This is a genomic window from Pseudomonas sp. 910_23 (genome assembly GCF_052850795.1).
Window position 1 is genome coordinate 1 of record NZ_VXCZ01000020.1, and the last position, 13,157, is coordinate 13,157.

At 60.2% G+C, this 13,157-nt stretch carries 12 protein-coding genes; 6 read left to right on the forward strand and 6 right to left on the reverse strand.

The window, feature by feature from the left end; genetic code table 11:
- The first annotated feature begins 117 nt into the window (after positions 1 to 117).
- From FW800_RS21675 to FW800_RS21685, 3 genes are read left to right on the forward strand one after another with little or no spacing between them, the layout of a single operon-like run.
- Positions 118 to 777, forward strand: a complete 660-nt coding sequence (locus FW800_RS21675; RefSeq protein WP_032878058.1) for a paraquat-inducible protein A — start codon at positions 118 to 120, stop codon at positions 775 to 777.
- A complete protein-coding gene (locus tag FW800_RS21680; protein WP_032878056.1) occupies positions 764 to 1,387 on the forward strand; it encodes a paraquat-inducible protein A in 624 nt (207 codons plus the stop codon). The genes FW800_RS21675 and FW800_RS21680 overlap by 14 nt, the downstream gene beginning before the upstream one ends.
- On the forward strand, positions 1,380 to 3,683 hold the full coding sequence (locus tag FW800_RS21685) for an MlaD family protein (protein ID WP_446438437.1): 2,304 nt from the start codon (positions 1,380 to 1,382) through the stop codon (positions 3,681 to 3,683). Before FW800_RS21680 ends, FW800_RS21685 begins: the two co-directional genes overlap by 8 nt.
- A 186-nt stretch (positions 3,684 to 3,869) precedes the next feature.
- Here the strand turns inward: FW800_RS21685 and mksF are convergent, their stop codons facing one another.
- The 3 genes from mksF to mksB are packed head-to-tail and all read right to left on the reverse strand — an operon-like array spanning position 3,870 to position 8,681.
- Positions 3,870 to 6,710, reverse strand: coding sequence for an Mks condensin complex protein MksF (gene mksF / locus FW800_RS21690; protein WP_446438438.1), 2,841 nt, complete (start codon positions 6,708 to 6,710; stop codon positions 3,870 to 3,872).
- Positions 6,707 to 7,414 (reverse strand): Mks condensin complex protein MksE, encoded by a 708-nt coding sequence (mksE, locus tag FW800_RS21695; RefSeq protein ID WP_032878054.1) that lies wholly within the window; start codon positions 7,412 to 7,414, stop codon positions 6,707 to 6,709. Before mksE ends, mksF begins: the two co-directional genes overlap by 4 nt.
- Positions 7,404 to 8,681, reverse strand: a complete 1,278-nt coding sequence (gene mksB, locus FW800_RS21700) for an Mks condensin complex protein MksB (protein WP_005784507.1) — start codon at positions 8,679 to 8,681, stop codon at positions 7,404 to 7,406. Before mksB ends, mksE begins: the two co-directional genes overlap by 11 nt.
- 187 nt (positions 8,682 to 8,868) lie before the next feature.
- Here mksB and FW800_RS21705 point away from each other — a divergent pair, with 187 nt between their 5' ends.
- Both FW800_RS21705 and rimI read left to right on the forward strand, forming a co-directional pair.
- A complete protein-coding gene (locus FW800_RS21705; protein ID WP_446438488.1) occupies positions 8,869 to 9,615 on the forward strand; it encodes an energy transducer TonB in 747 nt (248 codons plus the stop codon).
- Positions 9,608 to 10,060: a ribosomal protein S18-alanine N-acetyltransferase gene (gene rimI, locus FW800_RS21710; protein ID WP_003188286.1), complete on the forward strand. Its 453-nt coding sequence runs from the start codon at positions 9,608 to 9,610 to the stop codon at positions 10,058 to 10,060. Before FW800_RS21705 ends, rimI begins: the two co-directional genes overlap by 8 nt.
- 58 nt (positions 10,061 to 10,118) lie before the next feature.
- On the opposite strand, the gene FW800_RS21715 is transcribed toward rimI, so the two are convergent.
- Positions 10,119 to 10,523 (reverse strand): serine kinase/phosphatase, encoded by a 405-nt coding sequence (locus FW800_RS21715; RefSeq protein WP_446438439.1) that lies wholly within the window; start codon positions 10,521 to 10,523, stop codon positions 10,119 to 10,121.
- 139 nt (positions 10,524 to 10,662) lie between these two features.
- Between FW800_RS21715 and can the strand changes: the two genes are divergently transcribed.
- The gene (gene can, locus FW800_RS21720; RefSeq protein ID WP_446438440.1) at positions 10,663 to 11,307 is read left to right on the forward strand and encodes a carbonate dehydratase; all 645 of its coding nucleotides are present in this window, start codon (positions 10,663 to 10,665) and stop codon (positions 11,305 to 11,307) included.
- Here can and FW800_RS21725 read toward each other — a convergent pair.
- Positions 11,304 to 11,819, reverse strand: a complete 516-nt coding sequence (locus tag FW800_RS21725) for an SET domain-containing protein-lysine N-methyltransferase (protein WP_446438441.1) — start codon at positions 11,817 to 11,819, stop codon at positions 11,304 to 11,306. The two genes, can and FW800_RS21725, sit on opposite strands and share 4 nt — an antisense overlap.
- 137 nt (positions 11,820 to 11,956) lie before the next feature.
- Complete coding sequence (locus FW800_RS21730; protein WP_446438442.1) at positions 11,957 to 13,126, reverse strand: hypothetical protein; 1,170 nt, start codon at positions 13,124 to 13,126, stop codon at positions 11,957 to 11,959.
- Positions 13,127 to 13,157: the final 31 nt, after the last annotated feature.

A 13,157-nucleotide genomic window follows, 5' to 3' on the forward strand; every position in this document is an offset into this window, starting at 1 on the left:
GTCCACTCTATCCGCGCACGGCTGGCATCCCTCAATCGCCCGACAAAATTGCACAGTTATTTCCGAGCCAGAGCACTAGAATAGCCACCTAACTATTTTAGAGTCAGAGCCCTATCTATGCCCGATCCGGTTGATGCCGTTGAGGTGTCGGATTTACCACTGGACGACCTGGTGGCATGCCATGAGTGCGATTTGCTGATGCGCAAGCCAGCGCTCGCCCCTGGCGAAAAAGCCCAGTGCCCACGCTGTGGCTACGAGTTGTATGCTCACCGCCACAATGTGGTCGAGCGGAGCCTTGCTTTAGTACTTGCGGCCCTGCTGCTTTACATCCCGGCGAACTTTTTGCCCATCATGCAGCTCAATCTACTCGGGCAGTCCTCGGAGGACACCGTATGGAGCGGCGTTGTTGGCTTATTCGATACCGGTATGCAAGGCGTTGCTGCCGTTGTGTTCTTGTGCAGCATGGGGATCCCCTTGCTAAAGCTGCTCTGCCAATTGGCAGTGTTGCTCAGCATCCGCTGGAACATCGGTCGCAGTTACGGGCTGTTGTTGTACCGCATCTACCACCATATGAAGGATTGGGGGATGCTGGAGGTCTACTTGATGGGCGTACTGGTGGCAATCGTAAAGCTCGCCGACATGGCCTCCATCACGATCGGCCTGGGTCTGGTCTGCTTCGTCAGTTTATTAATGGTTCAAGTTCTGCTTGAGGTGGTCATGTCACCCCACCAGATCTGGCAAGCACTGTCAGGAGAGGATGACCATGCGGGCGATTGATGCAGGCATTCTGATTTGTACCGAATGCCATGAATTGAACAAGCAAGAAGCGGATACCGACGAGCAACTCTGTACCCGTTGCGGCGCGTTGATCCATGCGCGTCGCCCCAATAGCCTCACCCGTACCTGGGCATTGCTGATCACCGCAGCAATCTTGTATATCCCCGCCAACCTGTTGCCCATCATGACCGTCAACTCCCTCGGCCAAGGCGACCCGAGTACCATCATGGCGGGTGTGATCCAGCTGGTGCAGCACGGCATGTTTCCTATCGCCGCCGTGGTGTTCATCGCCAGTATTCTGGTGCCTACATTCAAGTTGGTAGGCATCGGCCTGTTGCTGTTTTCGGTGCAGCGTCACCAACCGCTGTCTGCGCAACAACGCATTGTGATGTACCGTTTTATCGAATTCATTGGCCGCTGGTCCATGCTGGATATCTTCGTGATCGCCATCCTGGTGGCGGTCGTTAACTTTGGGCGACTTGCCAGTGTCGAGGCCAATCTCGGTGCTGCAGCGTTCGCCAGTGTGGTGATCTTGACGATGCTTGCCGCAGTAACTTTCGATCCCCGACTGATTTGGGATAACACGGAGTCGGACGACGACCATGAGTGATTTGCCTAAAGCTAAAACCCGCCCGGCCTCCAATTGGTCGGCTATTTGGGTGTTGCCCCTGATTGCCCTGATCATCGGTGGCTGGCTGGGGTGGCGCGCCTACTCCCAGCAAGGTCTTGAGATTCAGGTTCGCTTTGAGAGCGGCGAGGGTATTCAAGTCAACAAGACTGAAGTGGTCTACAAAGGCATGACCGTCGGCAAGGTCAAGACCCTGGCCCTGGATGACGAAGGCAGCAATCGCGGGGTGATCGCCACCATCGAGATGAACAAGGATGTAGAGCAGTATCTGAGGACCAACACCCGCTTCTGGTTGGTCAAGCCCAGCGTCAGCCTCGCCGGCATCACTGGCCTGGAGACCCTGGTTTCGGGTAACTACATCGCCGCCAGCCCGGGCGATGGTGAGCCCACGCGCAAGTTCAAGGCGCTGTCTGAAGAACCACCGTTATCCGACGCCAAGCCGGGCCTGCACCTGACGCTCAAGGCCGACCGCCTGGGCTCGCTGAACCGTGGCAGTCCGGTGTTCTACAAGCAGATTCAGGTCGGCCAGGTCAAAAGCTATCTGTTGTCCGAAGACCAGAGCATCGTCGAGATCAAGGTTTATATCGAGCCGACCTACGCCAGCCTGGTGCGCAAGCACACGCGTTTCTGGAACGCCAGCGGCATCAGTATCGACGCCAACCTCTCCGGGGTGAAGGTGCGCAGCGAATCGCTTTCCAGCATTGTGGCCGGTGGTATCGCCTTCGCCACACCGGAGAATCGCCAAGACAGCCCACCCACCGACCCGAGCCTGCCTTTTCGCCTGTACGAGGACTTCGATGCCGCCGCAGCCGGCATCAAGGTCAAGGTCAAACTCACCGATTTCGAAGGCCTCCAGGCCGGGCGTACCCCGGTCATGTACAAAGGCATCCAGGTTGGTAGCCTGAAAACCCTGAAGATCGACCCGGACCTGTCCAGCGCCAGCGCCGAGTTGACCCTTGATCCTTTGGCCGAAGACTACCTGGTCCAGGACACGCAATTCTGGGTGGTCAAGCCGTCCATCTCCCTGGCAGGCATCACCGGCCTGGAAGCACTGGTCAAAGGTAACTACATCGCGATCCGCCCGGGTGACAAAGGCACCCCGCCACAACGTGAGTATGTGGCCCGCGCCAAGGCGCCGCCGTTAGACCTGCGCTCCCCCGGCCTGCACATGGTGCTGCTCACCGACAACCTGGGCTCGCTGGATGTCGGCAGCCCGATTCTGTACAAACAGGTCAAGGTGGGTTCGGTGCAGAGCTACCAGTTTTCACGCAAGAAGAAGCAACTCGTGATCGGCGTTCATATCGAGAAAGAGTATGAAGGCCTGGTCAACGGCTCGACACGTTTCTGGAACGCCAGCGGTGTCACTCTCACTGGTGGGCTCACCGGTGGCATCCAGGTCAAAAGCGAATCCCTGGCCAGCCTGATGGCCGGCGGTATCGCCTTCGAAACACCGGAGCCCAACGTTCCCCTGAAGCACCGTATCCCGCGCTTCCGTTTGTTCGCCGACCGTGACGCCGCGAATCAGCATGGCACCCTGGTGACGATCAAGGTCGATCGTGCCGACGGCCTGCGCCCCGGTACAGCCGTACGCTTCAAAGGCCTCGATGTTGGCAAGGTCGAGAGCGTCGACCTCAGCGCCGACATGCAGTCCGTATTGCTGCGCGCCCGTATTACTCAGGTGGCTGATCGTATCGCCCGCGCAGGCAGCCAGTTCTGGGTGGTCAAGCCGGAGCTGGGCCTGATGAAGACCTCCAATCTTGAAACCCTGGTCACCGGGCAATACATCGAGGTGCAGCCTGCGGTGAAAAATGCCGGGCCGCAAAAAAACTTTGTTGCACTGGATCAGCCACCGGAGACTGTCCAGCAGGAGCAAGGCCTGAGCCTGACACTCAGCGCCGCTCGCCGTGGTTCGCTCAAAGAAGGCGTGCCGGTCACTTACCGTGAAGTCACCGTGGGCAAGGTCACCGGCTATGAACTGGGCCAGACCGCCGACCGTGTGTTGGTGCATATCCTGATCGAGCCCAAGTACGCACCCCTGGTACGCAGTGGCAGTCGCTTCTGGAACACCAGCGGCTTCGGTCTCGACTTCGGCCTGTTCAAGGGCGCGACGGTGCGCACCGAGTCCCTGGAGACCTTGGTGGCCGGCGGTATCGCCTTTGCCACGCCGGATGGTGAACGCATGGGCAACCCGGCACGGCCACAGCAGACCTTCCCGTTGTTCGATAAGTTTGAAGATGAGTGGCTGACCTGGGCGCCCAAGATTCCACTCGGTAAATAAACCGATGCGCGGCCTTCGCGAGCAAGCCCGGCTCCCACAGGGACATGCATTTTCAGCAAGTATGCATTCCAACTGTGGGAGCCGGGCTTGCCCGCGATGAGGCCCACAAACACACCGCAAATCCCAAGCCGAAAAAAAGGCCGCGATCCAAAAGATCGCGGCCTTTTTGCATGTCAGCGCAACGCGTCAGACCTCATCCAGCTCCGGCTCATCGGCTTGCACATTTATCGTCGCCTTCACCACATCGTGGCGACGGATGTATTTCCAGTCCGCCTCATCAATGTAGATTCCGTTCGGCCCGCTGCCGCCTTCCAGGTCGATCGCCACCTGGGCGGAGACCTGCGGCTTCACACTGGCCAGGATCGGCACGAAGCCCAGTTGCAAGCTGGTTTCCAGCAAGGCAGCCTGGTTCTTCTCATCAATGTCTGCAGCCTCATCGAGGTAATACGGCAAACGCACACGGCCGGCCTGGTCACGGTCCATCAAGTGCAACAACAAGTACATGTTGGTCAGCGCCTTGATGGTCATGGTGGTGCCGTTGGACGCGGCGCCATCGATGTCGGTATGAATCACCGGCTGACCGTGCACCTTGGTGATCTCGAACGCCAGTTCGAACAAGTCCTTGAGGCCCAGCTGGTTATGGTTGGCCGCAACGAGGCGCGCCAGGTATTCCTTGGCCTCTTCGTTCTTGTTGTCCTGCTCGGCGCTCTGGCTGAGGTCGAACACCGACAGCGTTTCGCCTTCTTCATACTGGCCAGCACTGTGGATGATCTGGTCGATATGCTTGAGGGCTTCCTTGTTCGGCGCCAGCACGATGCGAAAGCTCTGCAGGTTGGAGACCTGGCGTTTGTTGATCTCGCGGTTGAACAACGCCAACTGGTGTTCAAGGCTGTCGTAGTCGCTACGGATATTGCGCAGGGTACGGGCGATATCGGTCACCGCTGCTCGGCGTGCCTTGCCCAGCGTCAACGCTTCGTCGGTGCGGTGCGCATAGGCGTTGATCAGCAGCTGCAGGCGACGCTCCATGTCATCTTCGCTGTCGAACTTGGCCACACCCTTGAGGCGCACCTGGGCGTACAGGGCTTCGATCTGGCCGTCGGCGCGCAGCAAGCCCTGCCAGCTATCCTGGTAGTCATTGAGCAGTGGCAGCAAGTTGTCCATGGAGTCGTCGACCGGGTCCATGAACGGCGTGCCGAACGGCAGGTCCGCCGGCAACAGCTGACGACGACGCAACGCATCATCCAGCGTGCGTTGCTTGGCTTCCATATCGCCGATCTGGCGGCCGACCAGTTGCAGCTTGGCCGACAATTGCTGGACTCGCTCGGTAAAGGCATCGCTGGAGCGCTTCAGCTCGTCCTGGGCGGCTTCCATCTGCGCCAGGTTTTCCAGCTTCTCGCCTTCTTCTGCACTCAGGGTCTGGGTGCGGCGGAAATCTTCCAATGCCTTCTGAGCATCCAGCACCTGCTGATACAGCGCTTCGGTCTGGGTCTTGCTCGCCGCGCGGTCGGACGCTACGGCCTGCTGGGTTTTGAGTTGCTTGAGTTCTTTTTCCAGGCGCTCCTTCTGGTCGCGCAATGCGGCGCGGTCGGCCAGGGCCTGCAACGCAGGCGGCTCGATGTGCGAGATGTCGATGGACAGCCCCGGCACTTCAAAGCGCTCGCCTTTGAAGCCATCGAGAATCTGCTCCAGGGATTTGACCCACTGGCCGTCCTCATCCAGCGTGATGCCGTGCTCACCCAGAGGCAGGCTGAACAACGAGCTGTTGAACAGGCGCATCAGACGTTCGACATCCTGTTGCGAGAACTCCTCGCGCAGCTTGGCATAGCTGTTGTTGTCGGCGTGATCGAGTTGCTGCCTGACCGACTTCAAGCGCTTTTCCAGGTCGCGCAGACGCTCGTCCAGGTCCTCGGCGCTGAACTGTCGCGACTGCGCCAATGCGCCCGCCAGTTCATCGTGTGCGTCCTTGGCGGCGAGCAACTGTTGCTCCAGCACCTTGACGTCATCCACCAGGGCAAAGCGATGCTTGAGTACCGACAGCTCGCCCAGCCAACGCTGGATACCGCTGATCTCCCGCTCCAGACGCATCAGTTCCTGAGTACCGCCACGCTGGTCGTTCTGCAGCGCGTCCTGCTCGTTGCGGTAGTGCTCGGCCTGGATGGTCAGCTCTTCCTTGCGCGCACTGGCGTAGTCCGACCAGGTGCCCAGCAACGAATCCAGCAGCGGTGACAGGCGATGCAGTTTGCCGCGCAAGGCGTCGCGTTGTTTCACGCCATTGGCCAGCGCCTCGACCAACGGCCCGGCAGCCACCAGCGAGTTGTAGTCCTGCTCCATGCGTCGCACATCACGAAAGGCTTCTTCGCACGCAGCGATGTAGTCGACACTGCCTGAACGCAAGCTGTGTTCGAACGCATCGAGGAACAGTTGCTTGAGCTTGGCCGCGGTGATTTCGCGCATGTGCAGCAGGTTGATAAACAACGCACGGAACGTCTTCAAGCTCTGTTCGCTGGTGGAGCGCAGCGGGATCAGGGTCAGGTCCAGCGGGATCGACGTATGGCCGCCCACCAGCAAGCGCCGCAGTTCATCAGGCTTGAGTTCGTAGGCTTTGAGGCCCTCGCGCTCAAGGTTGGTAAACAGCTCTTTCTGACGCAGACAGGTGTCGTTTTTCTGGTAGTGAGCCAGGTCCAGCTTGCCCGCATAGGCAAAGAACTGGTGACCGAAACCGCCGCCCGGCCCGCGTCCGACCACGCCGATGACGTGCGGGCCGTGGGGCAAGGAGACTTCTACCAGGATGTAGCTGGTATCGGTGGCAAAGTAGAAGCGCCGCGATTGTTCCAGCGTGTACTTGCCGAAACTCATGTCCGACATGCGCGCCAGGATCGGGAACTGCAAGGCGTTGATGGATGCGGATTTACCCAGGTTGTTCGCGCCGTACACCGACAGCGGCTCTTCCAGCGGGAACAAGCCCAGGCTGTAACCGGCGGTGTTCAATAGGGCGAAGCGGCGGATGCCGTAACGTTCCTTACTCATACGTCGGTTTCCTGTTCTTCGGCAATGGCTCGGGCCAGGGCGTCTTCTTCGCTTTCCTCATCGAAGGCGCTAAGGTCCAGCGGGTCATCGGTCTTCAGCAGTTTTTCATCGCTGTCTTCGTCGATGATCACTGGCACCGGCAGCGGCAATACGCTGTGCACGCTGGCGGCGAGGTCGCGGTCCTGTTGCACCGACAGGCACACGTCGAGGAAACGGTGCATTGGTGGCAGGAAGCGGTAGATACCGTTGTCTTCGCTGGCAAAACCGAGTTGGGTCATGCGACGCATGATTTTTTCTTCGAGCTCTTCCTGGGTCTGCACTTCGGCCTGGATAAACAGGTCGCGGTACTTCTCCAGCAACGAAGGCAATTCGTCGCGCCCCAGGCTGCCGCCGTCGAGCACGGCAACCGGGTCGCGGCCCTGGTCGGCCAGGTGCTCGACGAGAATGAAGGTAAACAAGGCCAGGCGCTGGGCGGTCTTGTTGACCTGCGCGGCAGCCACGGCGGTGTCCGGGACGAAGTAGTAGAAACCGCGGGTATCGCATACCAGCTCAAAGCCCAAGGCCTTGAACAGCGTGCGGTACTGGTCCTGGAAGTTCGACAGCTGCGCGTACAGCTCCGGGTCGCGGCGGCTGACGTGGTAACCCTTGAACAGCTCGCGAAAGATCGGCGCCAGCTGGGACAGTTCGGATAGATCAAGATGCATAAGGGGTGCTCGCAGAATTCTCGGTGGCGTCAACGCCGGCCGGGAGCAGGGCGAAGGAGCGCAGGCTGACCTGATGCTCGTGGGTGTGGTAATCGCGACGTTCCAGGCGCTCGCGCTTGAAGCGTTTTTCCCGGGACAGGCGTGAGAACCAGTACAGCAATTCGTCGGTGGCGCCGTCCGGCTCCTGCTCCAGCAGCCAGGTCATCAGGTCCGGCATCGGCAGGGCGTCTTCGCAGCGTTCGAGCATTTCCTTGACCGTACGCGGCGCGCGCGGGGCTTCGCCCTTGTGGGATTTGTGCGCCTTGGGGAATCGCGCCGGTTTCGGCTCGAAATTGGCCAGGGCATACACATAAGCCTCGACCTGGCTGGCGCTGCCCAGGAAGGTGCTTTGCGGTCGGGTGAACATCGGCATCGCCGCTTGCGGCACCGCGTCCAGGCCTTTACGGCGAATCGCCGACAAGGCTAGCGCCGCGCCGCGAGTCACTGCGTTATGCCGGCGTGCTTCTTCGCGCAGCGGCAACAGCAGCTCGCGCGCATGGCGCAAGGTCAACTGGGCGCTGGTCTGCATTTCGAGGATGCGCGCGTGGGTGCGCAGCAGCATGTCGTCGTCCACCAGGTGGCCAAGACGCTGTTGCTCGGTGAGCATGCGCAGCAGCACGTTTTCCACCTTGCGCACGCCTTGCTCGAAGGCGCCGTCAGCGTTCACCAACTGAATCATCGGCTCGACGTATTCGTCCCAGGTTGCCAACACCTCGGCGTAGCGCTGGCGCAACGGGATCTGGCGGTCGCTGGTCTTGGCGCGATCGGCCACGGCGGCGAGGGCCTGTTCGTCGTTGGCAAGTTTTTTCAGCACGTCGCGCACGCGCATATCCAGCAAGCGCAGTTGCCGGGCCAGGTCATGGCCGTCGCGGATGTCGAAGGCGTCCTGGATATAACCGGCCAGGCGCTCGAGGTGGCGCAGGTAGGCTTCGATTTCCAGGCACAGGCCAAGCCGGTGCTCCTTGCGAAGATAAGCGAGGAAGTCGTGGATCTGCGCGTTGAGCTCGAAACGGTTCGGGCTCTTGGCGACAGGTACCAGGATATCCAGGCGAATCCACACGTCCAGCAGGCTGGTAATGTCCTGGGGCGTGCTGTCCAGTTGTTGGGCGGCCAATTGTGCGCGCAGCTCGCTCAGGCTCAGGGTGCCTTGGTCGAAGTGTTCGCACAGAGGCTCAAGTAAGGCCCAGTGTTCGGCGAGGGCGCGCAGGACGCGCTTGGGTTCGATCATGGGAATGGCCGGCTGGTTGGCGATTAAAAGTCGCGATTGTACTGCATCAGGCGCGGGATTTATCCACAGCCGGTCAGTGCGCAGTGGGCGATTGTTGCCGAACAGCGGTAGAATCCCCGCTCTTTACTTATCCACAAGTGGCCGAGCTGTGCTTATCGAGTCCCGACGTCGCGCTTACTTGACCGCCATGCAGGTGGTCAACTGGCTGCCCCGCACCGAACTGCCGTTTGCCGCGCCGTCGCGGCCCGAGTTGTTGCAGGCGCTTGAGCCCTATGAGGCGTTCGAGTCGTCGGGGGAAGAGGCGGCCGCGCCCGTGGCGGTGGTCAAGCCCCCAGTCGAAACACGCCCGGCGGTCGAACGGGCAAAGATCGAAGTGCCACGCCCTGCGCCGGTGACCAAGGCTGCCAAGGTGGTGGAGGAGGCCGCGCCGGTGGTCAAGGCACCGGTAGTGCCGCCGCCCCGCTTTGCCCTGCAGTTGCTGCGGGCCGGGTGTTGCCTGTTGCTGGTGGAACTGCCCACCGGCGAGCGCTTCCAGTCGCGCGACCCGGCCTACCTGCTGCTCAAGGACATGCTGCGCGCCGCCGGCCTGCCCGACAGCCCGCAAATCATCGGTGAGCCGGTGCGCTGGCCGCTGCTGATACGCGGCACCATGGACCAGGGCCCGGAAGCTGCGCGGGATTTTGTCCAGGGCTTTGTCTCGGCGCGTCTGGAAGACGAACCCTGCGTGTGCCTGTGGCTGATCGGCTTGCCTGCCGTGCGGTTTGCCGGTGAAGCCAATGCCGAGGCCTGGTACCGCGAACTGCACGTCGACAGCCTGGGTTCGGTATGGGCCCTGCCGGGTCTGGAATTATTAATGGAAGAGCCACAGCGTAAGGCTGATGTCTGGCAAGCCATGCGCCGGCTGATGGCGCGCTGGAAAACAACTGATGAGTGAGGCTTTATCCTTCCGCCCGATGACCGAGGCCGACCTGGACGCGGTGCTGAAAATCGAATACGCGGCGTTCAGCCACCCCTGGACCCGTGGGATCTTTCTCGATGGGCTGGGCAAGTACCAGATCTGGCTGATGTTCGAAGGCGAGCAGCAGGTGGGCCATGGGGTGGTGCAGATCATTCTCGATGAGGCGCATTTGCTGAACATTACCGTCAAGCCGGAAAACCAGGGCCGCGGATTGGGTTTGGCGCTGCTGGAACACCTGATGTCCCGTGCCTACGCTGCCAACGCGCGGGAATGCTTCCTGGAAGTGCGGGACAGCAATACCGGGGCTTTTCGGTTATATGAGCGCTATGGCTTTAATGAAATCGGCCGACGTCGGGATTACTACCCTGCTGTGGGTGGTCGCGAAGACGCGGTCGTCATGGCCTGCACCCTCGTCGACTAAATACCGGAACCAATGTGGGAGGGAGCAAGCCCCCTCCCACATTTTGAGCTGCGTTGTGTCAGCGTTTGCCGTTGAGCGGGTCCAGATCGGCCAGTTCGGCCTCATCCAGGCCATTTCCGCCACCAATATCCTCTTCACCAACAACACTCAGATCGTAGTCCGCCGGGCTGTCTTCTCCTTCCTCCCGAGCATCTCTGGCACCGTCCTCGTGAATCAGCGTTTCCGGGCTCATATCGTCATCGGTTGATTCATGATCAGCGGTCGAGGCCCCGGTCATCCCGGCCTCTCGTACCCGTTCGTCGGGCATCAGCTGCTCGCGCTCGCCATGCGGGATTTCATCGCCAATTTCCGCTGTCTGGTCTTCCTGGTCAAAATCCAGCTCGCGCATCGAACCCATGCGGTCTTCATTATCATCAATGGGTTCCGGCTGGGTTGCGCCGTAGGGACGTCGTGATTCAGTCATGGCCAATCCTCATACTGTGGGGCTTATAGTGTGTGGACAGGCGTGGCTCCCTAAAGATTCAAGCTAATTAACACTCGGCGTGACCTGGACGAGGGGTTGTCAGTCACAAAACTGCGCATCATTCCTGAGGCTTTCCCTGATGAACGAACTACAAGACCTGCTTGATAACAACGAACGCTGGGCGAATGCGATCAAACAGGAAGATCCCGAATTTTTCGCCAAGCTTGCCCGCCAGCAAACCCCGGAATACCTGTGGATCGGTTGCTCCGACGCGCGGGTGCCGGCCAACGAGATCGTCGGCATGTTGCCCGGTGATCTGTTTGTGCACCGCAACGTGGCTAACGTGGTGCTGCACACCGACCTCAATTGCCTGTCGGTGATCCAGTACGCGGTGGACGTGCTCAAGGTCAAACACATCCTCGTCACCGGCCACTATGGCTGCGGCGGCGTGCGTGCGTCGATGCAGGACCGCCAGTTCGGCCTGATCGACGGCTGGCTGCGCACTATTCGTGATCTCTACTACGAGAACCGCGAACTGTTGGCTCAACTGCCAACTGAAGAAGAACGCGTTGACCGCATGTGTGAACTCAATGTGATCCAGCAGGTGGCCAATGTCGGTCACACCAGCATTGTGCAAAATGCCTGGCATCGTGGGCAGAGCCTGTCGATCCATGGCTGCATCTACGGCATCAAGGACGGTCGCTGGAAGAGCTTGAACACCACCATCAGTGGCTTCGAGCAACTGCCGCCGCAGTACCGCCTGCGTCCGTTGGGCGAAGCCTAGGACCTTTTGTTTTCGCGCCACCAGGCCAGGCCTTGGGCGTTCAACGGCTCTTTGCTGCCGGTGATCCAGCCCCGGCAGTTCAGCTCGCCGCAATGGCAAGCGAACTGCCGGTAAAGCGCGTCTTCAGTAATGGCGTAATCCAGGGTCAGCGGGCTGCCTGCGGTAATGGTGTTCAGGGTCCATAGTTCCATGTACGTGGTGTCCAGGAGCACGTTCGGCTTGCAGGAGTGCCGTATCAGGCCGCAGAACCACCTATCGTACAAGTGAATACGCGGCGACAGTTGCAGCGTATGCGCCCGGCGCTCGCTGACTGCGTAGCCTGAAACCAGAGCGATGCGTACTCGACTGTCAAAGTCGATGCGAGCCTTGATGCCACCCCGCTTGCCATTAGGGTATCGCACGACCTTGAATTGTGCGGTCGAGGGGTAACCCTGTTCCACCTGCAGCGTCTCAAAGGGGTAGAGGCAGTCATTCACTGCCGTTTTAGCCTTATCCATGGCTTGAGTCTTCATCACTCTCCTGAATTGGGCTGCATGGATCTGGGGTGTTCTGACTGCCAGTCTTGCAGCAAGTGGGCGCAAGCCAAGACTCGCCGAAGTTGAAGCCGGTTTCTACTGTCAGATCTGACAGTAGAAACCGCGGGTTCGCGTTAAAGCGCGGGAGAGGTAACAGTGGGGGGCGGCGCGGCGTTTTTCAGCTGCTTCAATTGCGCCTTGATAGGCGGTGTGGCGCACTTGGTATTGGCCTGCTCCGGGGTCAGGTTGCGCACCGAGGTGAAGAACAGCTCACAGGTCTGCTCCTTGCGTGTGACCTGCCAGGTATTCAAGCAGGCTTTGAGCAACACATTCGCATCGCTGGCGGGTTTCTGGCCCATGCCCGCTTGCCAGCAGGCCGCGCTTAAATCCTGCCCCATTACTTTCAATCCGGCCTCGTCGGCCTTTTGTTCATCGCCGTCATAGCTTGCCGGGTCCGCCGCGTACCAGATGTAGCTGGGGTGGTTGGCGCCCAGCACTGACACGCTCGTGCCTGGTGTCGGACTGATCTGGGTCAGCTCCAGCACGCTGACGTTCTGACCGTATTGTTGCTTGAGCCAACTGCGCACCGGCGCGCCGAACGCCACCATCGGCAGCGAGCCGTTGGCGTGCAGGCTCAGTTCCTTGACCATGCGGGTCTGATAGTCGGTGAAGTAGCTGTAGACGTTCTCAAGATCCTTGCCTGCGTTGGACGGTGCGGCGATGGGCGCGATATCGATGATGGTCTGGTAAGCCGGTGTCTCGCTGGCCGGGATGCCGTTGTCGGTAAGCAAGGCCGCCCAGCGGTCAGTGGTGGCCGACTCCAGGTAGTCCTGGGCCTGGGTGAGCGAGTAGTCCGGAGGAAAGTGCAGCAGTTCGATGCTCTTGCGGTTCTCCAGGGCCATGCCCAGCGGCAGGAACAGGTACCAGTTATAAGCCCACTTGCCATCGCTGTTGAGCCGGCTGGCACCCTGATAAGCGAGGTCGGCGGTACTGAGCAAGGTGGTCAAGGATTGGCCGTAGGTGTCCGGTACGCCGCTGAAATTCGCCCAGACCTGGCCATCGTGGGTTTTCACACTGACCCTGGCGCGGCTGTAGCCGTCACGCTGCAGGCTCTGGTTCAAGTAGTGCTCAGCGGTCTGCTCCAGCGTCCATGGCCGAAAGCAGATCACGTTGCAGTTATTGGGAAATGCGAATAACTGGGTGACGCGCTGCGTACTGCCCAGAGGCACCTCGATGTCGGCCTGTACGACCGCACTCACCAGCAGTGCGGCGAGGGTGAAGGACAGCCTGGTCGTTTTAAACATAGTTGGTTCCTTGTCAGCGACGCCCGTCTGC

Excerpts from the sequence above, each read along its gene's own strand:
- mksB (WP_005784507.1), bottom strand. The coding sequence starts at position 8,681 with ATGATCGAACCCAAGCGCGTCCTGCGCGCCCTCGCCGAACACTGGGCC.
- FW800_RS21685 (WP_446438437.1), top strand. The coding sequence starts at position 1,380 with ATGAGTGATTTGCCTAAAGCTAAAACCCGCCCGGCCTCCAATTGGTCG.
- mksE (WP_032878054.1), bottom strand. The coding sequence starts at position 7,414 with ATGCATCTTGATCTATCCGAACTGTCCCAGCTGGCGCCGATCTTTCGC.
- can (WP_446438440.1), top strand. The coding sequence starts at position 10,663 with ATGAACGAACTACAAGACCTGCTTGATAACAACGAACGCTGGGCGAAT.
- mksF (WP_446438438.1), bottom strand. The coding sequence starts at position 6,710 with ATGAGTAAGGAACGTTACGGCATCCGCCGCTTCGCCCTATTGAACACC.
- FW800_RS21725 (WP_446438441.1), bottom strand. The coding sequence starts at position 11,819 with ATGAAGACTCAAGCCATGGATAAGGCTAAAACGGCAGTGAATGACTGC.
- FW800_RS21730 (WP_446438442.1), bottom strand. The coding sequence starts at position 13,126 with ATGTTTAAAACGACCAGGCTGTCCTTCACCCTCGCCGCACTGCTGGTG.
- rimI (WP_003188286.1), top strand. The coding sequence starts at position 9,608 with ATGAGTGAGGCTTTATCCTTCCGCCCGATGACCGAGGCCGACCTGGAC.
- FW800_RS21680 (WP_032878056.1), top strand. The coding sequence starts at position 764 with ATGCGGGCGATTGATGCAGGCATTCTGATTTGTACCGAATGCCATGAA.
- FW800_RS21675 (WP_032878058.1), top strand. The coding sequence starts at position 118 with ATGCCCGATCCGGTTGATGCCGTTGAGGTGTCGGATTTACCACTGGAC.
- FW800_RS21705 (WP_446438488.1), top strand. The coding sequence starts at position 8,869 with ATGCAGGTGGTCAACTGGCTGCCCCGCACCGAACTGCCGTTTGCCGCG.
- FW800_RS21715 (WP_446438439.1), bottom strand. The coding sequence starts at position 10,523 with ATGACTGAATCACGACGTCCCTACGGCGCAACCCAGCCGGAACCCATT.